We start from the raw sequence: 21,125 nt of genomic DNA, 5'->3' as shown, positions 1-21,125 counted from the left end.
CGACTCACTCGCTTTGTACTCCGTCAAGCGTCGAGGTGTGAGCCGATCCCATTTTTTCGTTCCACGTTCAGGCGTGATGAACAACTCAGGCACCTGTCTTCCGCTACGATTCCAGCCCCTCGAGATACGTCCGGACGTGATTTTGCCGTTCTTCGCCCACCCCGGCGACGATTTCGTCCATCGGACGTGGCGTCTCCCCCCAGAGTCCGGGGTGGGTCAACAGCTGTAGCCTGTCGGGTCGACCGTCCGGAAACGGTGGCTGCCTTCGCCACTTGTGACTCGAGTCAGAGCGGTACGTAATCGCCGAAAAATACGCTGGCTGATAGGCGTTCTCGAAGCCATCGAAATCCACGCCGAGGACCCACTCGGGGGGTCGATGGAACGAAACGATATCGACGTGTCTGTTGAGAACGGTGCCGAGAACGTCACACTCGGCGCGGACTTGCGTGCACAGTTCGTCGTCACTCGGTTGTGTCGACCAGTAGTGGTGCGTGTTAAAATGGAGCGCGACGTCGTGGCCAAGTGCCTGAATCTCGTGTAAAATCGACGCGTTCGTCACCTCGAGTAAATTGTACACCGGCGTCGTAACGAGCACGCAGTACGTCGCCTGGATATCCATCGCCGCTTCGATTTTCGCCATCTCGAGTGCTCGTGCAGGTGAGAGGTCCACGTCGTGGCGAAGGACGATTTCGTCGTCGTCGACCGATCCCTTGAACGGGATAAACGAGAAGCCATCGGCCAGCAATGACTGGAGGAGTTGCTCGTACTCTCCAAACGTGTAGGACAACCGACCGAGTGCAGCGAGTTCAGGCATCGTCGGTGGTGCTCGAGAGATTCGTGTGATGGTCTTGGCTGTCGATACGATCCGTTGGGGGAGCGCTTGGCGTGTCGAACTGACTGCCCTCTGTCGGTGTCCAGTCGTCTGCGTCCCAGTTACGGACGAGCACCGTCCCATCTCCCGTTGCGACGACGAACTCGTCGGTCCAGAAGACGGCGACGATGGTTCCTGCGGGCGCGTCCACTGCAATATCACTCGAGAACGGGATCGCCTCCCAGATCATCACCTGCTGGTCATCCGCAAACGTGAACGCCCCTGGATACGGGTCGGCCACCGCCCGGACGAGATTGTAAATCGACCTGGTGCCGTTGCGCCAATCGATCTCTCCGTCTTCTGGATTGCGCTTCGGATAGTAGGTTGGCGTTCCACGCTGAGGCGCTCGTTCGAGCGTCCCAGCCAGTATCTGTGGCACCACCTCGAGGAGCATTTCCTCGAGTAAGAGCGTGACCTTGTAATACAGGGTTTCGATGGTATCGAAACCGGTGATGTCGAACTTGCGTGTGAGAAGGACGTCGCCCGAATCTGCACCGGGGTCCAGGTGGATAACCGAAAGCAAAAATCGGTCCCGGTCTTCGATCAGTGACCAGTTGAGCGGTGAGCGCCCCCTGCCTTTTGGCAACCCGAACGCGCTCCCGTGGTTGCCGAGTGCGCCGTAGGTTGCGGTCTCGAGTATTGACTCAGGAATGAGTCGTTGCCACCCGTTGACGACGAGGAGGTCCGGGTCGACCGTCTGGAAGAAATCGAGGTCGGCCGAATCTTCCATCGAGTATCCCTGGGGCTGGTACACCCGGATGTCGTGCTCGCTTGCTACACCCTCGAGTGAGGCGTAGCCGGAAACGCTGTTTGCTCGAGCCATCTCCGGACCGATGGTGACCACGGCCTCGATGGGATACTCGTGGTCGATGAGCGTTTCGAGAACGGCTTTGGCTGGGGCGGTACACCCGACGTAGACGAGTGACGCGTCCCGCGGCGGAGTCATGTCCTGTGTGTGGATAGACACCCTCATTGTTAGGTTCTGATTTCCGGTCTTTTTGGCCAGATAGCATGCCTATTTAGTATAGCGAGATATGGTTTACAAGGTAGATTTCAACCGGCTAATAGCTACCACTAACAACGAATTTACTATGTGCTTTCGGGCTACTACCGCTCTCCGCGGAGGGGGTGAATCGCTATAGTGCGTCACGGTGTAGTAGCTCGTTGTCCTTTTGAGCGCGTCCAGCTGATTCGATATCACTGGATGTCTCGAGGGTGTGGTAACCACTGTTTCCGGGATGCCTCGAGCGAGGTGAATTCTCCAAAAGTCAGATCCATCTCGTGATTCACCAATACCCACTCTTTACAATTGAGACGATGGCCACCGACGTTGGGTACGGGAACACGACGGTCATGGGTGTGTTTCAGTGCTTCAGTGCTTTGCCAAGCCTGAACGGATACGTAAAACCGATTGCGGTTCTTCCGTTTCACACATCGGTCGGCGGTTGAGAGGGTACTCAGTGGCTCCTCAGGCCTACGCGTGTGGACCAAACCGATAGCGGTTGGCGGCGTACACGCCGACGTTTGGGAGGGTACTCGGGAGCGATGAATCACTGCTGACTAGTCGATTATGGGGTTTCTACGGCCCTCTTCCTCGAGCCCACAGCCGAACTCGTCTGGGAATTTCGACGTCGAGTGAAACAACGGTATAGCCACTCCGTCGTCTCAATGTCTACGGGTCACCGCCACATGGTCGGCCCACGAGTGGGATGAACCGACCTATCTCGACAGGCGTATTATCACGCCCCACACCTCACGTCGTCCCGACAAACAGGTGGTCGTTCAACGACTGGCTCTGAGCTATCGTAATCTCCCACAGCCACGGGACGTAACTGGCTTCGTTTTCAGGCGGTTTACAAGCGGTATAGGAGAATAGCCCGGGACTTGCCCCCGAGGTTGAATCACAAAGGCAGGGATACAGACCATTTCGTGCACACATCTCTACTCAAGAGACGGCGATTGAGTACAGTCACCGCTACGCTGTATACCCGACACAACAGGTAGCGGAGCGACTGGACTATCACATCGACGTTCACCATCACAAATACCTTCGTGGTCACAACGGTCACTGTGGCTGATTGTTTTTGGGTTTCCCTATCGCGAGTTGAATGCGTACGGACACCCAACGAGAGGCCTTCCCCCGATAGTTGGGGTGATCGAACCGCCACTGTAGGGCCCGCCTATGCGCTCAGAAACGGTCCTCAACGGCACAAGAGTCCAAGCGAGCCACCACTGCAACCCGTGAACGGCTGCCGGACTACGAACGCTCAGAAACGCCGTGTCAATCATTTCGAAACACCCCGGCAGCACCCGGACGTCCACAGTGGCGACCGAACGCTCGTGGCGATAGCGCCACGAGCTGGGTTGCTCGAGCTCGCCTTTCACAGACCCTCACCGTTTCTCTCGAGTACGATCTCCTGAACCCTCTCATACGGTTTGTGTAACTGTTTCCCGATGATTGTCGACGCCGTGAGGCCAATCACCGGGGGGAGGCGGCAGTATCCCGTATTAGTCAGTAGTACCGTTTTTTTCGTTTTATCAGCCACGGGGGCCCTTGGTTGCACCAACCGCCTTCAGGGCCTTCTGAGGCGGTCACACACCGTTCCAGAATCTCCCGAACGATGGACTTTCGTGAGTTACCAGGCGACAGTTTTCGAAACAGTCGGCCTGCCAACACGGTCAATCGTCGTGGGTAATGTCCGCTCGACTCTACTCCGTCAAGCGTCGATCCGTGGGTAAAATCGAATCGCACCGCTTGCATTCACCCACGGATACTGGTTGGGAAGCCACTACAGTAGCCAGTGAACGTCATTGCACACCCTATCGCAATACAGCGTCGCGATAGGTGTGTAAATCGAGTCACTGGCTACTATAGATCGTTGGAAGTCGTTCCTGGGTACAGGGAGAAATTAGCTCGTTTTCCAGGACCGCTATACAGGGATATTCATCGTCACGTGCGTTATGAGGATTTTCAGATAATTCCGCTAGTACAGGGAACGGTCTGGCCGCAGTGAGCGACGCTCGCTTTTGCTGTCAACAAGCCCAAGCACACAAACCTGACCTGTGCCTGGGTTTCTGCTCTCGAACGTCTTGTGATTACAATCTAAATAATATCTCAACTGGCATACTTACCTTTGAATGAATTGTATCTCGACTCGCAGTCATTTTATACACGATATCCCGACTAATGGGTCTAGTTAGCTTCGTTGTGTGGTCCTATAAATCGAGATAAGGTCTTTTATCTCGAATCATGGCAAAAGTGAAGGTCACGGAGTTAGAACTCTCATCCATGCCCGACGATCCCGACACGGAGACTGTCGTCGTCAGAACGTACGTCCCTGCCTACCAGAAAGAAGCCTGGGAATCACACGCTGAGGATCTCGATATGAGCCAAAGTGAGTTTGTCAGAAGTATGGTACAAGCGGGTCGAAATGGGTTCGAGTCGTCATCTGAGCAACCCCCTTCTCCGGACGCTACCCCTGGGGGTAGCGGTCTCGAAACACAGGTCCTCGAGTTGCTTCGTTCAGAAACATACTCCTGGAATGAACTCCTCGAGGCGGTCAGTGACGATATCGAAACACAACTCGAGGATGCGCTCGATTCGCTACAAAGCCAGGACCAGGTTCGATACAGCGGGCGCGATGGCGGGTACATTTACGTTGGCGGTGATGTCTGACGATGGCGACTGAATCCGGCGTCGAGGATGGGACAACTATCGACGATCCCATCGCGTACTTCCTCGAGGAGCAACGCTATCACGGGAAATCCGAACGGACCATCGACGCCTACGAACGGGTACTCCGACAGTTCGAGACCTTCGTTCGTGCAGAAGAGTCGACCCCGGCAGACGCGACGCGCCGAGAGTGTATGGCCTGGGTCCACTCGTTGCGAGGGCGGCGTGAGAGCAGTACAATCGCCTCGTATGCGTCCTACGTCCATCGGTTTTACGAGTACATGACGCGCGTCGAAGCCTTCGAGGGGAACCCGATGGCGCTGGTCATGGAAGAGATGGGCGAATCCATCGACACGAATCCGACTCGACGAGAGATATCGATACCTGAAATGCGGGATTTCGTCGACGAGATTACCCATCCACTCGAGCGAGCAGTCGTCGTGACACTGCTCAAAACCGGCGTTCGTGTGGGTGAACTCTGCAATCTGGATCTGCGTGACCTCCACGTCGACGCTGATCAGTTCGGCCTCGACCTGGGTTGGACTCCCAGGGTCGCCCTCGAGAGCCGGCCCCAATCGCTGTACGTGGATTCGAAACCGGCACGCGGGTCCGTCTACAACGGAGAAAAGCGGTCTGCATCGAACAAACGCAAGCGAGAGACGGTGATTCCCGTTGATCAGGAGGTTGCGACAGTCCTCCTCGAGTGGCTCGCGATCCGTCCTGACCCGGTTTCGCCGGCTGACCCCCTCTTCGTCGATACAGGCGGGGACTGGGGACACCGTCTCGAGCCTTCCGACATTCGGTATATCGTCGAACGACACGCTCGAGAGCAGGGCTGGTACCGAACCGGTGGTGGGGCGAGCGAAAACGTGACGCCGCACTACTTCAGGCACTTTTTCACGACGCATTTGCGGGATAGAACGGGTGATAGAGGCGTTGTAAAGTACCTTCGTGGCGACGTCGCGAGCGATATCATCGACACCTATACCCACGACTGGGGTGACCAGGTCCGGACGGTGTACGAATCCAATATCTACTCAATCTGTTGAGTTCGTGTTCTCGAGGTGTAGAGTAGTGGGTGGTGATTTTTCGAAGCCCCTAAGCCGTGTGTCTCTCGGTCCTCGTACCGGTTGATTTGCAATGTGTTATTGTCGCCCCGACACTGTGTTTGATAATAACACACATTTGCGGTCGTGGTTTGTACGGGGCAGATATATCGCATAATGCTATATCAACTTCCGAGGAGATCTGGGTCGTTTGCTACTCGTTGTTCGACGAAAGACTAGGTTGACGAGATTTGTCAGCGGTACAGGAGAATACCCCGAGGCTTGACCTCGGGGTGATTCACTTGACTCTGAGGCGGTTTCCTTTCGTCGAGCCCTCATTCGAGTCCCCAATTCGCTCGAATCACCCCCGTCAGGTCGTCCATCGCCTGATCCGCCATCGCAACCGAGTCTGCGAGACTCAGTGCACCATGTGACAGCGAGGGATGGTGTTGGCTCCGTACGGACACTCCGCTTTCCCCGAGACGCTGAGCGTAGGCGAGGCCCTCGTCACGAAGTGGGTCGTGGCCACAGGTGACGACCGTCGTCGTTGGCAGGCCGACGTGATCGCCCTGGAGTATGGATACGTACGGATTTTCCCCATCGACCGGATGTCGAAGGTACTGGTTCCAGAACCAGCGCATATCCTTCCGCGTCAGTAACGGGCCATCGGCCTGTTCGTCGTAGGAATCCGTCTCGAAGGAGTGGTTCGTGATCGGATACAAAAGGGCTTGCTGGAGGATTGTTGGTGACTTCCGGTTCGCGTCCCATCGAGCGAGTGCCCCTGCAAGATTCCCACCGGCGCTCGAGCCACAGACACCGATTCGGGTACTGTCTCCGCCGATACCGTCGGCCACAGTTTCTAGCCACTCGAGCGCTGCAATGGCGTCCTCGAGCGCGGCCGGAAACGGGTGTTCGGGGGCGAGTCGATAGGCGACGGAGACGACAAGTGAGTTGGTACGAGAGGCAAGTTCGCGACAGATATCGTCGGCCGAATCGAGCGTGCCGAGCGTCCACCCGCCGCCGTGAAAGAAGAGCAACACGGGTAGTGAATTATCGGTCGATCCGTAGTACAGCCGAACCGGGATTTCGGTTGCCGGCCCGGAGATTGTCGTGTCCCGCACCATGGGAAGTGGCCGTGTGGGCTCTCCGCCGAACACGGTATCCTCGAGTTTCCGTGCGCCATCCACCGAGAGGGTGTGCCAGGGAGGAAGCGTTCGATATGTCGGCTCCTCGAGCAGCGTCTGGACCTCCGCATCGAGTGGAGTTCGAAGCGTCGATGGTTCCATAGACTCCCTTGCCGGGGCGTAAAGATGAATGTCGGTGGCTCCGAACGGGTGTGTATGGACATCGATGGGATCGACGCGACAGCGACAGCGGCGGAAACGCTCGACGACGAAGATCCGTTATCCTCGCTACGAGAACGATTCGACCTGCCCGACGAGTGGTATCTCGATGGTAACTCCCTTGGACCGGCGAGTGTCGAATCGGTCGCCGCCCTCGAGCACGTCATCGAGGAGTGGCGCACGCTCGGCATTCGTGGCTGGACCGAGGCGAATCCACCGTGGTTCTGGTACGGCGAGCGACTGGGTGATCGCGTCGCCGACCTCGTCGGCGCGAACGGGGACGAAGTGGTCGTCGGCAACTCGACCACGGTGAATATCCACACCCTCATCGGGACGTTCCTCGACCATGCCGACGGTACTAAAGTCGTCGTCAACGAACTCGATTTTCCGACCGATCACTACGCGATCCGCTCACAACTTCGAGCTCGTGGCCTCGACCCTGACGAACACCTGGTCGTCGTCGAGAGCGACGACGGGCGAACGATCTCGGAAGACGATGTCCGTGAAGCGATGGATTCGACCGTGGCAATCCTCTTTTTCCCGTCGATACTGTACCGCAGCGGACAACTTTTCGATATCGAGACCCTCACGAAGATCGCTCACGAGTACGGCGCGTTTGCGGGATTCGATCTGGCACACTCCGTAGGAGCCGTTCCACACGACTTGCACGCACTCGACGTCGACTTTGCCGTCTGGTGTCACTACAAATACGTCAACGCCGGACCGGGTGCAGTTGCCGGGCTGTACGTCAACGAACGACACCACGGAGTCACGCCAGCACTCGCCGGGTGGTGGGGCCACGACAAAGAGACGCAGTTCGAGATGGCACTCGAGTACACACCTGCACAATCGGCTGGGGCCTGGCAGATCGGAACGGTTCCTATATTTGCCGCCGCCCCACTCGACGGCGCACTGTCGGTGCTCGAGGAGGTCGGCATGGCGGCCATTAGAGAGAAATCGATCGCCCTGACCGAGTATCTCATCGCGCTCTCTGACGAACGACTCGCACAGCGGGGAGTACGTATCGGTTCGCCTCGAGCGCCGGCCGAGCGAGGTGGTCACGTCGCTCTCGAGCACGACTGCGCGTATGCCCTCGGCGACGCCCTCCGTGGGCGAGGATACATCGTGGACGTTCGACCACCCGACGTCGTCCGCGTGTGTCCATCACCGCTGTATATTGGATTCCACGACGTGTGGTCGTTCGTCGACGCAATGGTCGACATTCTCGATTCGGAGTCACTCGAAAACAGCGAGAAGCGTGGCGTTACGTAGTCGACGAGGGTTCTGTCGTCCCTGATCGACCACACATCTGTCGTTCGAGACGTCGACAGACCTCGTTTCCACGTTCCGCATCGACGTCGTACGCCGTTAGGATGGCTGGTGAAACGCTCGCGGTATCGGCCGTCAGCGTCGCCAGCGAATGGTGGCGCTGCAGTGGCCGTTGGGTATAGGCAAGCGACTGGATTCGCTGGTAGGGGACGAGACAGGTACGCCGATGCCAGAAACCGTCTCGAGTGAGCAGATACTGTCGCTGTAACTGGTAGCCTCTGTTCGACCACTTCAAGTGTGCAGCTATCGGAGCAATCAACACCGCGGGAGCGAGGGCATACCAGTCCCGGACCACGGGTGTCGTGACGGACAGCGAGAAGGCAACGACGAGACCGAGTCCAGCCGCGACGAGATAGGTCAATATGTACCGCGTTTTGGCTCGTCGTGGCGGTGACTCGATGGATTCCGAATCGAGTCCCCCTAGTGGTGCTATTTTCCCGAGAAGCACGTCGATCCGCTTTCGGCTCGCAAGCGGGATGGTCAGCGCGTGCGTTTCCGTGGCCTGTTGACTGCCGTCCGAACCGGCCGTTTCCAGTTGCAGGGAACCATAGCCCAGCCATCGCAACGGAATCGGCTCCGCTATCGTGATCCGTTGCAGATTCTCGAGCGGAATCGTTCCGCTGTAGCGGCCATACAACCCATGCTCGTAGTGCAGTACGTCCTGGGATCTGGTCAGACGAAACCCGGTGAATCGAACGGTGTGGAGACCGGCACTAAGTGCCCAGGCAGTGACCAGAAATGCGACAACAAGCACCTCCGTTTGGATCGTTTTTGGCAGCGTCGCTCCAAGTTGGTATACCTCGGGCGCGACGAGGCCCCGGGGATAGCGCCCACTGATAAAAGAGAGCGCGATCCCACAGAGAATCACGGCCCCAGGTCCGACCGACGTGATGCTGTAGGCGATGAGTTCGGTTCGTTTCAGGGTAAAGATCGTCTCGCTTTCGGTGGCGGAACCGCGATGTCCGGCATTGCTCGACTGCTCCCTCCCGTGAACTGTGGTAGTACACTGTCGCTCCGGAACCCCACATTGCCAATCCCGTATTCTGGTCGCCTCTCCCATTGAGACGTACTCGAGGGTGAACGGGCCGTGGCTGCCGCCTGCCGTTTCGACCCTGATTGTGGCGAGGCCGGCCGGGCGCAAGAAGAGCGATTGGTGAATGTCGACCGATTGGATCCGATGGCGGGGAATCTCGCGAGTGCGTCTCGAGAGGATGCCTGCAGTTATCCTCAGGGTTTCAGGAGTGAGGGTGTAACCGACGCGGAAATACCGAATTCCTTCGTACAGGAGAGCCACGCAGACTCCGAGAGAGCTCCAGAGAACGACGAGTGCTGTCGAGGCGTTCGCACCCGGCGAGAGGAAGAGGCCCACTAGAAAGCACACGAACCCGAGACTCGCTGCACGCCCAAGCGACCTGAGCGGGATCGTTGCGGGATGAAGCTTCATCGTGGGTCGTCGTCCCCCTTTTCCGTGACGAGGTGACGGAGGTGATCCTGTAACATCCATGCTCGAGATGGAGTAAGCCCGGGGATCTGCACCTGATTTCGGCAGGTCCCAGCCGTGTGTATCACGATCGTAGCTACGCCGGCGACTCGCTCGTGTGGACGTCGACGAACGTCGACGTGCTGGAGTCGGTTGTAGGGAACGATCGTTTTGTGTCGTGTTAGAACGCCGTGTTCGACGTACAACGAGTCGTCTCGACAGTCGAACCTGAACCTGCTGTACCGATACCAGGCGAACGCGACCAAACCGGCGGCGAGACAACAAAGGAGTAGCGCCGGGAGGAGAACCATCCACCGCGAATCGGGTGAGGCGAAACGGCCATACAGCAGTGTCGCTATCAGGACGAAACCAACGCCGATCAGCGTCGAGCTACCGAGCGCACTGAGTATCCACAGCGTTCGAACCCGGGGCTCGAGTCGTTCCATCACCTGCAGACACAACAAAACCCCGGATAAACGATGTGACGCTCGACAGTTCCTGAAACTGCCCCACGATCCGATGTGGGCCGCCGTCTTCTGGCAGGCCTGTACGTATTCGACCGTCTTCGCTCGATTTCGCTCGAGGGGTCAGCGGATGTATAGTAGCCAGTGAACGTCATTGCACACCCTATCGCAAGACTGCATCGCGGTAGGTGTGTAAACCGTTTCACTGGTTACTATATTGTCGTGGTCGACGAGGGACAGGTGGCTGATCGGTCCGCAGGGACAATCTCAGTCTTCGAAAAAACTCAGTGCGTTGCGACGCGCATTTCATCGACCTGGAACAGGTCTTCTTGCAATCCTTCGCCGTCGCAATCTTCGCTCGGACAGGCGTAGTGCCACCCGTCTTGTGTTGCATCGGCCTCACGGAACCGGTCGCCACAGACCTGGCAGTAGAGGCCACCCTGTTCACACGAGTCTCGGTGTATCTCGAGTGCTAACTCGGTCTGAAACGACTGGTTGCAGTCACGACAGGTGTACATATTTCGTCTGACGTGAGCATCAGACAAAACTGCTTGGGTTCGTTTATTCCGCCATTTCACCGTTGAATCACGTCTTAGCTAGTCGTTTTCGATATTCGAAACCTGTCGAACTCCGTTCAGCCTGGCGATTCGACGGCTTCTCAGGTGAACGCCTCGCACTCGAGTGACGCTAGACGTTTTCAGACGTTGAACGTAAATCGATAGCATTGATCGCTACCCCCGTACGAGCGATCTCCGGTAAAAAGTTACAGGGGACCGTATCAGTGATCCTGCCCGAGAATACCCGTCTCGGTCATCTTGCGTGGATCGAGCACTTCGTCGGCTTCGTCCTCGGTGAGATACCCCTTCTCGAGGACGACTTCGCGAACCGTCTTCCCTTCTTTGAGCGCCGTCTTCGCGACCTCGCTGGCCTTGTCGTAGCCGATGTGGACGTTGAGCGACGTTGCGAGTGCCATCGACTGTTCGACCTGGTCCTCACAGTGCTCGCGGTTTGCCTCGAGTGGCGCGACGAATCGCTCCGCGAAGACACTGCTCGTGTTAGAGAGCAACGAGGCCGACTGGAGGAAGTTGTGTGCGAGGACGGGCTTGTAGAGGTTGAGATCGATCTGTCCCTCGGCTGCGCCAGCGGCCACGGCGGCATCGTTGCCGACGACCTGTTTGTGGACCTGATTGACGGCTTCGGCGACGACGGGGTTGATTTTCCCCGGCATGATCGACGACCCCGGCTGGTTTTCCGGCTGTTCTATCTCTCCGAGGCCGTTTCGTGGCCCCGAGGCCAGCAGTCTGAGGTCGTTGGCGATTTTGTTGAGCGAGCCGGCGACCGTCCGGAGCGCCCCGTGTGCTTCCGCCATCGCATCGTGGGCCGCCTGGGCCTCGAAGTGATTGTCGGCTTCTCGGAACCCAACGTTCGTCTCCTCGCTGATGTACGACGCCGCGAGTTCGGGGAACTCCGGGTGAGTGTTGAGGCCCGTTCCCGTGGCCGTACCGCCGAGGGCGAGTTCGCTCAGGTGGTCACGCACGAGGTCGACGCGTGCCAGCCCTTTTTCGATCTGGGTTCGGTAGCCGCCGAATTCCTGACCCAGCGTGACCGGTGTCGCATCTTGCAAGTGAGTACGTCCGGTTTTGACGACGTCGTCGAACTCGTCTTCTTTTGCCTCGAGCGCCTGTCGGAGCGTCTCGAGTGCAGGTGTGACGTCTTTTTCGACGGCCTCGAGGGCGGCGACGTGCATCGCCGTCGGAATCACGTCGTTGCTCGATTGTCCGAAGTTAACGTGGTCGTTGGGGTGAACGACGCGGTCACCGATAGCTGCCCCCATAATTTCGGCTGCCCGGTTGGCGATGACCTCGTTCGCGTTCATGTTCGAGGAGGTTCCGGAGCCGGTCTGGAACACGTCGACCGGGAACTGATCGTCGAGTTCACCAGCGATGACGTCGTCTGCGGCCTCGATTATCGCATCTGCGACGTCTTCTTCGATCAGGCCGAGGTCCCGATTGGCCTGTGCAGCACCCTTTTTCACGACGCCCAGCGCTCTGATGAAGCGCCGGTCGAACGTGATCCCCGAGATGGGGAAGTTTTCGATGGCGCGCTGGGTCTGTGCGCCCCAGTAGGCGTCGACTGGCACTTGCATCTCGCCGAGACTGTCGGATTCCGTTCTGAACTCGTCTGCCATACCTAGAGCGTCTGTGTCTGTCAGGTAAAATCCACCGAAAAGCCCGTCTCATCGTCACCGACACCACGTTCGGCCAGTGCAGTCTGCAGGCGTTCTCTGGCCGTCTGAGCGACGCCCCGCCCATCCGCAAGGTCGACATCGTAAATCGTCGGGGCTGCCCAGGCGAACGTCCGTGAGCTGGCGGTGTCGACTACGACGGAGGTGAGTCCCAACCGTCGCTGGAATATCGAGCGGCGATTCGAAATCGTCTGGATGCGATAGTACGGAATCACGGTGGTTCGGCGTCGCCAGAAGCCGCGCCGAATCACGAGGTGGTCTTCGCCCACGTAGTAGCCCAGATGGACGTACTTGAGGTGGGCTGCTGGCGGGACGACGACGAACACGATGGCCGCGAGATACCAGCGCTCGAGCGGACTCACCTGTGTCAGGCCAAACGCCAGCGCGACGAAGACGCCGGCGACGATACTGTAGCGAGCCAGATATCGTCGCCGGGCGAGGGCTGGTGGACTGGTGAACCTCGGTGTTTCGACGTTCGTCAGGTTCTCCGCGAAGGTATAGACGCGACGGGATCGGGCAAGCGGGACTGCAGACTTACTGCCACCGCTGGTATCCGGGCCGTAGCCTGCGGTTTCGACCCAGAGACCGGCGTACTCGATAGCGCGCTGAACCGGATTGTCGGTGACGGTGACCGACTGGACTTTCTCGGCGGGAATCGATCCACTGTAGCGCTGGAGGAGACCGCGTTCGTAGACGAAATCGTCATCAGCGCGTCCCAGCTGGAACCCATAATATGTCGCAAACGTATAGGCGACGCTGACGGCGTAGGTCACGACGATCCCGTTGATGATCGAGACCAGACCGAGGATACCGTAACTCGTCGTGGTTCCCTCGGTCAGCTCCGCAGGCCCACCAAAGGGTCTCGCGGTCGTCAACAGAACGTCGATGGCAGCCTCGCTGAAGAAGAAAAACAGGGCAAAGAGCCCGGCTGCTGCCGCCGGACGGAGCGTGGTAAATGAATACAGCAGCAACTCTCGAGGCTTCAGGTCGAACAATAGCTCGGGTTTGCCCTGGTCGAACGATGGTTCGCTCACTTCGACAGACGCCTCTTCGTTCGACCGAAGTTCGCCAACGTGGGCACTACGGGGCTCCGGGAGTGGGTCGCCTGCGCGAAGCCCCGATAGCGCGGTGGTTGACTCGGCGGCACGGCCGCTTGTCGGTCTGCTCGAGTCACCACGGCCGGCGGTTCGGCGACGAATGTCTCGCTGGAGTCGATTTGCTTCAGCCTCACTGACGAACGAAAGCGTCGCTTCGGTATCGCCGCCACCGGCGGTTTCGACCGAGACCGTCGCGAGGTTGAGAAGACGGGCGAGTACCCCCTGACGAACGTCGACGTTCTGAATTCGCCGGTACGGAATTTCCCTCGAGCGGCGTGAGATGACGCCTGAGGAAACGTCGAAGGTGTTCTCGGTCAGTTCGTACTCGAATCGGTAGTAGTAGGCGATACCGTAGCCGGCACCGATGGCGAAACCGACCGGGCCAAGATACAGGCCCCATGCGGGTGAGCCGATCTCGAAGATACCGCTGGCTATGCTGACGAGGAAAAACGGGATGGTGAAGCCGATAAACCCGCCTCGAAGCATTATCGTGACAGCACTCAACGGATGGAGACGATGTGGCGTGTTCATACGGCGTCGTCAGCCTCGCTCTCGACGGCGAGATTGCGGAGCGTATCCTGGAGTTTCCTGGCGCGTTCGGGAGTCAATCCGGGGACCCGAACGTCGGCGTTTCGCGAGCCAGCAGTGTAGACCACCACGCTCGAGAGCCCGAGCACTCGCTCGAGCGGGCCGAACTGGGTGTCGACGTGCTGGACGCGGACAAAGGGAACGGCCGTTTCGACGAACGTGATGACGCCGCGCTCGAGGTAGAGGGCGTCGTCCTGGAGTTCGAACTGCCAGCGATTGTAGAGCAACAGCGCGTACACGACGCCCAGAAGCAGGGCTCCGGCGGCGACCGCAACGATGCCGACGGTTGGGATTTCGACGATCCACCGATCTACGGCGGCGATCACGACGCCCAGAATAATGGCTGTCAGAGCCCACTGGGCGACCCACACCAGTCGGATTCGCGGGTGCAACGATTCCATACCCGGATGAAACGAGGAGAGAACGATAAAAGTGCGGATTGCGTGATGGTTCGGCGTTGCTGGCGATGCTTCCGAGGCTCCCTCACTCGGTTCGGTCGGCGTACTCTGCCGGGGTGAACGTCGACAACTCGAGGGCGTGAATATCCGTCGTCATGTGTTCGCCCAGTGCGTCGTAGACCAACTGGTGTTGCTGGACTAGCGGGGTGTCCTCGAAGGCCGGGGAGACGACTGTCGCCGCGAGGTGGTCGTCGTCGTGTTCGCCCCGTGCTCGGCGAACGGTTGCCTCGGCGTCCTCGAGTCCCGATTCGATGAGTGCTTCGACGGCAGCAGGTTCCATGTCCGTTCACTGGGGCGAGTCGGTAAAAAACGACGCGGTCTTCGAATCGGAAAATGTGGTTTGCAATCCCGTTCGGTTCACGGACACTCGAGCGAGCCGTCGATTTTAAGCGCCCGAGGCGACCTATGATCACCATGACATCACTCGCTGCCCGGACGCGGACCGCCGCGCGGCGCTATCCGTTTCTGGTCATGGCCCTCCGGACCGGAACCGCGAACTACACGGCAGTCGCTCGGTTTCTCGATGTCGACGGCGAAGTCGATGCCGTCGCCTCCGCGCTCAGACGGTATGCCGACTCACTCGAGGAACCGGCCCCTCGCGACTCGTCCGTTCGGGTTCGTATGCAAAGCGGACTCGGACCAGTCGAATCGCTCGAGGAGGCACTCATCGTCGTTGGGACGACGGCCCTCGGCTTCCCTGATACCGACGGTGCTACCACCGACGAATCCGGGGTTGACACTCCGACGTACACGGCTATCATCGCGACCGGCACCGTGGATGGACGATCGCTGGCAAACGCCATAGCTGGACTCTCGCTCGAAGAAATCGACGTCGTCGCGGCTGGTTTCGAGGGTGAAACAATGGTCGTGGTCGTCGAACGACTCGAAGGAGCCAACGCGGTCCGAACCGTCGAAGACAGTCTCGAGACGGTGCTAGAGTGAGAGTATTTCAATACAGGAACAATAGTAGCTATGGATATTATATTTTAGTTTTAGTACCAGGGCCGTAGTGGCTACCAATTCAATATTCACATACTACAAACCGAAGATCTTTGGCCACTCACTGGGATTCAGTTCTCGAGGGACATCCGACGCTTTAACGTTCGGTCGCGGATACTCTCGGGTAATGACCCTGCACGTGAGCAACACGTTGACGGGCGAAACGGAGCCGTTCGAGCCACAGGACCCCGAAAACGTCTCTCTGTACTACTGTGGCCTGACGGTTTCGGACCCGCCCCACCTCGGCCACGCCCGCTCGTGGGTGCACGTGGACGTGATGCATCGCTGGCTCGAGTTCCTGGGCTACGACGTTCGCCACGTCGAGAACTTTACGGACGTCAACGAGAAAATCGTCGCTAGAATCGGCCAGGACGAACTGGGCGAGAGCGAGAACGAGGTCGCCGATACGTACATCGAGCAGACGATAGCCGACATGCGGGCGCTCAACCTCCTGCGCGCGGAGGTGTATCCTCGCGTGTCCGAACACGTTCCCGAGATCATCGAACTCGTCGAAACGCTGATCGACGGGGGCTACGCATACGAGTCGAACGGTTCGGTGTACTTCGACGTGACCAGTTTCGAAGAGTACGGGAGGCTGTCGAACCAGGACCTCGAGGCGATCGAGGCGCAGGGTGACCCGGACGAACAGTCCGAAAAACGGCACCCGGCCGATTTTGCACTCTGGAAAGCTGGTGCGGTAGCCCCAGATGCGGTTCGCGAACACGCGAAAGGCGCGACCTGGGAGCGGCCACCGGGTGGCCAGACCTGGGAGTCGCCCTGGGGGGAGGGACGACCCGGCTGGCACATCGAGTGCTCGGCGATGAGCATGACCCACCTCGGGGAAACCCTCGACGTCCACGTCGGCGGTCGGGACCTCGTCTTCCCGCATCACGAAAACGAGATCGCCCAGAGCGAGGCGGCGACCGGCCAGCGCTTCGCTCGGTACTGGCTGCACTGTGAACTGTTCCAGATGGGCGAAACCAAGATGTCCTCGAGTTTGGGCAATTTCGTCACCGTCGAGGAAGCCGTCGAGGAGTGGGGCACCAACGTTATCCGAACGTTCCTCACTGCCGGGTCGTACAACAGCTCGCAACTGTATTCCGACGAGACGATTCGCGAGGCCAAAGAACGCTGGGGACGGCTCGAGCGCGCCTACGAGGGTGCCGTCGACACCATCGACTCCCCGCGTGCGCACTCGAAAGTCGAGGACCGAGCGCTTCGAGACTCGGTCGCGGAGGCTCGAGCAGCGTTCGTCGACGCGATGAACGACGATTTCAACACTCGAGAGGCCCAGTCGGCACTGCTCGAGGTGGCGAGCGCGATCAATCGGCACCTCGCCGATGCCGACAACGAGATGAGCGACGATGGGACCGCGTCGGCCGACGGCTACGACTACCGTGGACTCAATCGGGCCGTGAACACGCTCGAGGAACTGGGCGACGTGCTCGGCCTGTCTTTCGGCGGCGAGGAGCCTACGGGCGACGTCGAACTCGCCGGCGAGGTCGTCGAACTGGTACTCGAGGTTCGCGAGAGTGAGCGCGAGGCGGGCAACTACGAGCGAGCGGACGAACTGCGAGACGAACTGTCGGCGCTGGGTGTCGAAATCCAGGATACGGACGACGGAGCGACCTACCGGCTGCCGTAGACTGTCTCGAGTGTTCAGGAAGGACCCGTTTTCCGTTTTAATCAATCAGTCTTCTCGAGCCTGCGTCTCGAGTGGGTGACGCTACTCGAGTGTCCAAACCGCCTCGAGTGGGTATTTTCTCGCCCCAAAACCTATTACGACTGTCACATTAACCACGGTATGAGACGTTTTCGGTCACGTCGTGCCCTCCTTGCGACGCTTTCTCTCAGTGCGGTTGCAGGCTGTCTCTCCGAACAGGATGAGACGGATGAGGAAGAGACAAACGAGGAGTGCGATATTGAATCCGGGCGCTGGCAGGGTGAGGGAGAAGCGATTTCCACGAAAGTGGAACTGGATAAAGACGACGCTGCACAGTTCGACAGGGAGGGATGGAGAATCGAACGAGAGTGTGCGAGTGTGGCTGCTGGGGCTGCGTTCGATGAGCTAAACGACCGCCTCGAGATTGATATCGACGGGAAGAATTGGGCCAGATATGGATCGAGCTACGGCGAAGAGGGAGCTGGCGCGTGGATCTTTATCGGATACACTCTGGATCGTGATGGGAGTGTATATAACTGTCCTGACCCGGATTTTTCGGTTCCGACAGCCCGTGCGGCCCTGCCAGCAGAAGTGACGGTCATACTCCAATCGGAAGCGTGGGATGAGCCGTATGAGTGTACGCACGAAATTCAACTCCGCACAGGGGCCGAAGAACTAGATTGATTTTACAATCCAAGCGCCGTCAGCAACGGGACACCGGCCCAGAGCGCCCCGATGAGATACCCGCCGATTGCGCCCGTGTTCAACAGCGGTAAGCCGGCGTGTGCCCGGCCCTGAAGGACCATGGACAGCAGGACGAGCAAGCCGACGAGGGTACCCACAATCGCGCCGAGTGCGGGGACGTTGAGCGTAATCAGTGGCACCTCGAGCATCCCTTCGTCGATAAACGTGGCGGCACTCGCGACGAGTATCGTCGGGATGACGGCATCCCCGAGGCCGATAAAGAGGGCGTCACGGACGCCTTCGGGGTGTTCCGCTGCCGGAAGCTCTCCATCCTCCTCGAGCGATTCATCGTCAACGGTGGCTCCCGTTTCGTTCTCGGGTTCCGCTGGCTCACTGGAGTCTGGTGCCGATGGTTCGCTCGGTTCTTGCTCCGATGACTCGCTCGGTTCTTGCTCCGGTGGTTCGCTCGAGTCGGGCATCGGCGGCGTCTCGAGAAAGGAGTACGAGAGGGAGGTGGGGATCACGAGCAAGACTGGAATACGAAGGTCCATGACACCTTCCGCGAGGTCGAGCATGTGGCCGGTCCGGTAGACGCTAATCGCGTCGTAGACGGCGAGGACGACGAGCAGGACGATGGCTGGCAACAGGCCGAAACTGATGCCGAATAGCCCGGCTGCACCAGCCCCCATGACCACGCCCGCGACGTCGATGACGTACCACTCGGGATAGACGAGTAAGCCTACACCGACCGCCAGCGCTGCTACCAGCGGAAACAGACCGATGCCATCCACGATCACCAGTGGCGGGAAGAGTTCGGCGAAGACGAACCAGGCGAGCATGACGCTGACACCGATTATCAGCGCGCGGATAATCCACTGGAGGTTGTACTTGAACGCCGCGAGCATAAACGCGGTCATCACCAGAATTGCCCCGACGTAAAACAGGCTATAGGTAGGGTCCTGGGGATCTTCGACGGCCTGCATGTCGGCGGCGGTAAACGGCTCGATGAGGGTCAGCGAACCGAGTTGCACGGCGATAAACAACAGACACGTCCCGCAGATGGCGGCCAGCAACCGGGCCCGTTCGTTCATGTCCCGGTTTTTGGCGGCCCGTGGTATTGGTGTTGCGCTCTCGAGGTGGGTCGGATTTCGGTGCTGAGTGTATACTCGCTCCTCGAGGGGTTCGTAAACAGACAGGAAGCGGGTGCCACCCTAGCGAGCGTACAGCGTCGAACCGACCAGCGCGGGCAGGTGGACACCTCGGTCGGGCGTGACCGCCAGATAGGGCTGCTCGACCGGACCGAACACGTCGACGACGCGGCCGACTTCCTCGAGCGAGTCGTCGAGCACCATCGTGCCGATCACGTGGCGGTGGTCTTCGCCGTCCGGTTCGGCACGCAAGACGGCGAGTCCCTGGGCCGTCCGGACGACCTGGCCAACGCGGTGCATCACTCTCTGAGCGCGACGACGTATGCCGCCACGGCCTGGACCAGGTCGTTTTTCGTCGAATCGTCGGTCCCCCGGACGACGACGCGGCCACGGGGCTGCCAGTGTTCGCGGGAGTAAGCCTTATCGCGTTCGACGATGGCATCGTACCCGATCTGCTGGACGGCTTTAGCTATCTCTTCGACGGTGGGCTCTTCGACGGCCAACTCGAGGGGAACGCGTCGCCCCTCGGCCCGCGTTCGATCCGCATCGAGGTACGCGGGCCAGATGACGTTCTCGACCATACCCGTGTCTCTGCGGGCGGGTCAGTAAACGCTTTTCAAAACGAGACGGGTAGTTGGGAACGCTTTGGGATGGCAAACGGCCGCTCTCAGCGATCGCTAGAACCGGATGGAGGTTCGGTTTCTGTTGCGGGCCCCGGGGAGACGAAAACGGACGGTTGCTCGAGGCGTATCGGTATAAAGTCGAAAAACCGTTTGTGAGACGGGTTGAGCGTCTCTATACGCTGGTCATTATCGTCGACGGAGAGTGAATCCGAGGAGGCTCAACACTGCGGCGACAGCAACGGGAACGCCGAAGCCGGGAATGGTGTCCGCGTCGTCGGTCGCTCCAGAGTCGTCATCCGCCGTCGTTGCTGGTTCGTCATCGTCGGCCGCTGACGAGTCGTCACTCATATCGTCGTCGGCACCATCGTCGTCAGTCTCTTCCTCCGTTGCGGGCAAGAACTCGCCGGCTTCGTAGTCGGCATCGAGCGTCTCCAGATCGTTCGCAATCTCATCGTACGCCTCTGGATGGACGGTTTCGACGAGTGTCTCCATAGCGAACACGATGCGTGGCGCGGGTTGACTGAAGTCGTTCGAATCGACCGTCACGAACTGCTCGTTCTGGACGGCCGTCGTGTCCTCGAGGCTCTCCGGAATCTCAGGCTGGAACGGTCCGCTGGTCCGAAGTATCCAGTCCGGGTCTTCCTCGACGACGACTTCGTTGCTAATGATCCCCCACTTCTCGATGTCGGCGGCGGTTGCAATATTGTCGAGTCCCGCCGCGGTCATGGTCTCGTGTTGGAACGTTCCGCTACCTGCAGTGAAGCCATCACCCATCTTGTAGTAGACTGTCGGGTGCTCGGCATCCGCCACCGCCGATTCGAGGAGGTCGAGTCGCTGGTCCATCCAGGTGAGGGTTTCAGTCGCGCCATCACACTCGCCGCTCAGTGTGCCGGTGATAGCCACGTTTTCCGCGACGTCCTCGAGCGACGTTGCTTCGGGGAAGTGATAGACGGTGAGTCCCGCGTCTCGCAGTTGATCGACCTGTTCGACGGAACTGACGTTCGCGGCGAGCACGATATCTGGCTCGAGACCGACCACGGTTTCGGAATCGACGGTGAAGCCGTCGTCTTCGGTGATATCGGTCTGACCTTCGGCGTCGAGTCTCGAGGTGCCGTCTCCGACGGGCATGCCCACGAGTCTGTCGTCAGCGCCGATTTCGAAGATCGTATTCGCGTCACTGGGGTTCAACGTCACGATGCGCTCTGGTGGCTCCTCGAGCGTTACGGTTTCTCCGGTCGCATCGGTAAGCGAAACCGGGTACTCACAGGCGGGTTCCGCCTGCGCGGATGTTGCGGCGACACCGCCTGCCATGGCAGGGGCGACGATAGCGGTGACGACGAGCGTTGCGATCAACAGCACTGACAACCGTTTCATCGACTGGACCTACGCCGATACCCCAACAAATATTTATCTA

General features: G+C 59.1%; 20 protein-coding genes. 6 read left to right on the top strand and 14 right to left on the bottom strand.

All coding sequences use genetic code 11. The annotated features are described in order from the left end of the window. Nucleotides 1-103: 103 nt before the first annotated feature. The gene (locus tag NLK60_RS04025; protein ID WP_254809607.1) at nucleotides 104-814 is read right to left on the bottom strand and encodes a polysaccharide deacetylase family protein; all 711 of its coding nucleotides are present in this window, start codon (nucleotides 812-814) and stop codon (nucleotides 104-106) included. Continuing rightward, nucleotides 807-1,817, bottom strand: a complete 1,011-nt coding sequence (locus NLK60_RS04020) for a methionyl-tRNA formyltransferase (RefSeq protein WP_254809606.1) — start codon at nucleotides 1,815-1,817, stop codon at nucleotides 807-809. The genes NLK60_RS04025 and NLK60_RS04020 overlap by 8 nt, the downstream gene beginning before the upstream one ends. Before the next feature lie 2,343 nt (nucleotides 1,818-4,160). On the opposite strand from NLK60_RS04020, the gene NLK60_RS04015 reads away from it, so the two are divergent. Further along, nucleotides 4,161-4,547 (top strand): DUF5805 domain-containing protein, encoded by a 387-nt coding sequence (locus NLK60_RS04015; protein WP_254809605.1) that lies wholly within the window; start codon nucleotides 4,161-4,163, stop codon nucleotides 4,545-4,547. A 2-nt stretch (nucleotides 4,548-4,549) separates the two neighbouring features. Continuing rightward, a complete protein-coding gene (locus NLK60_RS04010) occupies nucleotides 4,550-5,593 on the top strand; it encodes a tyrosine-type recombinase/integrase (protein WP_254809604.1) in 1,044 nt (347 codons plus the stop codon). Nucleotides 5,594-5,925: 332 nt separating this feature from the next. Here the strand turns inward: NLK60_RS04010 and NLK60_RS04005 are convergent, their stop codons facing one another. After that, nucleotides 5,926-6,876, bottom strand: coding sequence for an alpha/beta hydrolase (locus tag NLK60_RS04005; RefSeq protein ID WP_254809603.1), 951 nt, complete (start codon nucleotides 6,874-6,876; stop codon nucleotides 5,926-5,928). A 54-nt stretch (nucleotides 6,877-6,930) separates the two neighbouring features. Here NLK60_RS04005 and kynU point away from each other — a divergent pair, with 54 nt between their 5' ends. Beyond that, entirely contained in the window at nucleotides 6,931-8,205 is a 1,275-nt protein-coding gene (gene kynU, locus NLK60_RS04000; protein WP_254809602.1) for a kynureninase, read from the top strand. Here the strand turns inward: kynU and NLK60_RS03995 are convergent. From NLK60_RS03995 to NLK60_RS03965, 7 genes are all read right to left on the bottom strand, one after another. Further along, a complete protein-coding gene (locus NLK60_RS03995; protein ID WP_254809601.1) occupies nucleotides 8,198-9,706 on the bottom strand; it encodes a PH domain-containing protein in 1,509 nt (502 codons plus the stop codon). The two genes, kynU and NLK60_RS03995, sit on opposite strands and share 8 nt — an antisense overlap. Beyond that, a complete protein-coding gene (locus tag NLK60_RS03990) occupies nucleotides 9,703-10,188 on the bottom strand; it encodes a PH domain-containing protein (RefSeq protein WP_254809600.1) in 486 nt (161 codons plus the stop codon). Before NLK60_RS03990 ends, NLK60_RS03995 begins: the two co-directional genes overlap by 4 nt. Nucleotides 10,189-10,490: 302 nt before the next feature. Then, nucleotides 10,491-10,724 carry a transcriptional regulator gene (locus NLK60_RS03985; RefSeq protein WP_254809599.1) on the bottom strand — a complete coding sequence of 78 codons (234 nt, stop codon included), beginning with the start codon at nucleotides 10,722-10,724 and terminating at the stop codon, nucleotides 10,491-10,493. Between the two features lie 260 nt (nucleotides 10,725-10,984). Next, nucleotides 10,985-12,394 (bottom strand): class II fumarate hydratase, encoded by a 1,410-nt coding sequence (locus tag NLK60_RS03980; RefSeq protein WP_254809598.1) that lies wholly within the window; start codon nucleotides 12,392-12,394, stop codon nucleotides 10,985-10,987. 20 nt (nucleotides 12,395-12,414) lie between these two features. Continuing rightward, nucleotides 12,415-14,079: a PH domain-containing protein gene (locus NLK60_RS03975; RefSeq protein ID WP_254809597.1), complete on the bottom strand. Its 1,665-nt coding sequence runs from the start codon at nucleotides 14,077-14,079 to the stop codon at nucleotides 12,415-12,417. After that, nucleotides 14,076-14,537 (bottom strand): PH domain-containing protein, encoded by a 462-nt coding sequence (locus NLK60_RS03970; protein WP_254809596.1) that lies wholly within the window; start codon nucleotides 14,535-14,537, stop codon nucleotides 14,076-14,078. Before NLK60_RS03970 ends, NLK60_RS03975 begins: the two co-directional genes overlap by 4 nt. Before the next feature lie 82 nt (nucleotides 14,538-14,619). Beyond that, a complete protein-coding gene (locus NLK60_RS03965) occupies nucleotides 14,620-14,874 on the bottom strand; it encodes a BolA family protein (protein WP_254809595.1) in 255 nt (84 codons plus the stop codon). 125 nt (nucleotides 14,875-14,999) lie between these two features. Between NLK60_RS03965 and NLK60_RS03960 the strand changes: the two genes are divergently transcribed. The 3 genes from NLK60_RS03960 to NLK60_RS03950 all read left to right on the top strand — a co-directional run bounded on the left by NLK60_RS03960 (nucleotide 15,000) and on the right by NLK60_RS03950 (nucleotide 17,940). Then, nucleotides 15,000-15,536 carry a DUF7523 family protein gene (locus tag NLK60_RS03960; protein ID WP_254809594.1) on the top strand — a complete coding sequence of 179 codons (537 nt, stop codon included), beginning with the start codon at nucleotides 15,000-15,002 and terminating at the stop codon, nucleotides 15,534-15,536. 184 nt (nucleotides 15,537-15,720) lie between these two features. Beyond that, nucleotides 15,721-17,238: a cysteine--tRNA ligase gene (cysS, locus tag NLK60_RS03955; RefSeq protein WP_254809593.1), complete on the top strand. Its 1,518-nt coding sequence runs from the start codon at nucleotides 15,721-15,723 to the stop codon at nucleotides 17,236-17,238. Nucleotides 17,239-17,397: 159 nt separating this feature from the next. Continuing rightward, nucleotides 17,398-17,940: a hypothetical protein gene (locus tag NLK60_RS03950; protein ID WP_254809592.1), complete on the top strand. Its 543-nt coding sequence runs from the start codon at nucleotides 17,398-17,400 to the stop codon at nucleotides 17,938-17,940. 2 nt (nucleotides 17,941-17,942) lie between these two features. Here NLK60_RS03950 and NLK60_RS03945 read toward each other — a convergent pair whose 3' ends face one another. The 4 genes from NLK60_RS03945 to NLK60_RS03930 form a co-directional block, all read right to left on the bottom strand. Next, nucleotides 17,943-19,031, bottom strand: coding sequence for a presenilin family intramembrane aspartyl protease PSH (locus tag NLK60_RS03945; protein WP_254809591.1), 1,089 nt, complete (start codon nucleotides 19,029-19,031; stop codon nucleotides 17,943-17,945). Between the two features lie 120 nt (nucleotides 19,032-19,151). Further along, entirely contained in the window at nucleotides 19,152-19,388 is a 237-nt protein-coding gene (locus NLK60_RS03940) for an H/ACA ribonucleoprotein complex subunit GAR1 (protein WP_254809590.1), read from the bottom strand. Then, on the bottom strand, nucleotides 19,388-19,669 hold the full coding sequence (gene srp19 / locus NLK60_RS03935) for a signal recognition particle subunit SRP19 (protein ID WP_254809589.1): 282 nt from the start codon (nucleotides 19,667-19,669) through the stop codon (nucleotides 19,388-19,390). Before srp19 ends, NLK60_RS03940 begins: the two co-directional genes overlap by 1 nt. A 228-nt stretch (nucleotides 19,670-19,897) precedes the next feature. Continuing rightward, the gene (locus NLK60_RS03930; protein WP_254809588.1) at nucleotides 19,898-21,085 is read right to left on the bottom strand and encodes a PGF-CTERM-anchored ABC transporter substrate-binding protein; all 1,188 of its coding nucleotides are present in this window, start codon (nucleotides 21,083-21,085) and stop codon (nucleotides 19,898-19,900) included. Nucleotides 21,086-21,125 lie beyond the last annotated feature (40 nt).

Source organism: Natronosalvus amylolyticus (assembly GCF_024298845.1).
GTDB classification, from domain to species: domain Archaea; phylum Halobacteriota; class Halobacteria; order Halobacteriales; family Natrialbaceae; genus Natronosalvus; species Natronosalvus amylolyticus.
Note: the sequence above shows the minus strand (reverse complement) of the source record. Positions and strands in the feature narration are given on the sequence as shown.

Excerpts from the sequence above, each read along its gene's own strand:
- NLK60_RS04025 (WP_254809607.1), bottom strand. The coding sequence starts at position 814 with ATGCCTGAACTCGCTGCACTCGGTCGGTTGTCCTACACGTTTGGAGAG.
- NLK60_RS04020 (WP_254809606.1), bottom strand. The coding sequence starts at position 1,817 with ATGACTCCGCCGCGGGACGCGTCACTCGTCTACGTCGGGTGTACCGCC.
- NLK60_RS04015 (WP_254809605.1), top strand. The coding sequence starts at position 4,161 with ATGCCCGACGATCCCGACACGGAGACTGTCGTCGTCAGAACGTACGTC.
- NLK60_RS04010 (WP_254809604.1), top strand. The coding sequence starts at position 4,550 with ATGGCGACTGAATCCGGCGTCGAGGATGGGACAACTATCGACGATCCC.
- NLK60_RS04005 (WP_254809603.1), bottom strand. The coding sequence starts at position 6,876 with ATGGAACCATCGACGCTTCGAACTCCACTCGATGCGGAGGTCCAGACG.
- kynU (WP_254809602.1), top strand. The coding sequence starts at position 6,931 with ATGGACATCGATGGGATCGACGCGACAGCGACAGCGGCGGAAACGCTC.
- NLK60_RS03995 (WP_254809601.1), bottom strand. The coding sequence starts at position 9,706 with ATGAAGCTTCATCCCGCAACGATCCCGCTCAGGTCGCTTGGGCGTGCA.
- NLK60_RS03990 (WP_254809600.1), bottom strand. The coding sequence starts at position 10,188 with ATGGAACGACTCGAGCCCCGGGTTCGAACGCTGTGGATACTCAGTGCG.
- NLK60_RS03985 (WP_254809599.1), bottom strand. The coding sequence starts at position 10,724 with ATGTACACCTGTCGTGACTGCAACCAGTCGTTTCAGACCGAGTTAGCA.
- NLK60_RS03980 (WP_254809598.1), bottom strand. The coding sequence starts at position 12,394 with ATGGCAGACGAGTTCAGAACGGAATCCGACAGTCTCGGCGAGATGCAA.
- NLK60_RS03975 (WP_254809597.1), bottom strand. The coding sequence starts at position 14,079 with ATGAACACGCCACATCGTCTCCATCCGTTGAGTGCTGTCACGATAATG.
- NLK60_RS03970 (WP_254809596.1), bottom strand. The coding sequence starts at position 14,537 with ATGGAATCGTTGCACCCGCGAATCCGACTGGTGTGGGTCGCCCAGTGG.
- NLK60_RS03965 (WP_254809595.1), bottom strand. The coding sequence starts at position 14,874 with ATGGAACCTGCTGCCGTCGAAGCACTCATCGAATCGGGACTCGAGGAC.
- NLK60_RS03960 (WP_254809594.1), top strand. The coding sequence starts at position 15,000 with ATGATCACCATGACATCACTCGCTGCCCGGACGCGGACCGCCGCGCGG.
- cysS (WP_254809593.1), top strand. The coding sequence starts at position 15,721 with ATGACCCTGCACGTGAGCAACACGTTGACGGGCGAAACGGAGCCGTTC.
- NLK60_RS03950 (WP_254809592.1), top strand. The coding sequence starts at position 17,398 with ATGAGACGTTTTCGGTCACGTCGTGCCCTCCTTGCGACGCTTTCTCTC.
- NLK60_RS03945 (WP_254809591.1), bottom strand. The coding sequence starts at position 19,031 with ATGAACGAACGGGCCCGGTTGCTGGCCGCCATCTGCGGGACGTGTCTG.
- NLK60_RS03940 (WP_254809590.1), bottom strand. The coding sequence starts at position 19,388 with ATGCACCGCGTTGGCCAGGTCGTCCGGACGGCCCAGGGACTCGCCGTC.
- srp19 (WP_254809589.1), bottom strand. The coding sequence starts at position 19,669 with ATGGTCGAGAACGTCATCTGGCCCGCGTACCTCGATGCGGATCGAACG.
- NLK60_RS03930 (WP_254809588.1), bottom strand. The coding sequence starts at position 21,085 with ATGAAACGGTTGTCAGTGCTGTTGATCGCAACGCTCGTCGTCACCGCT.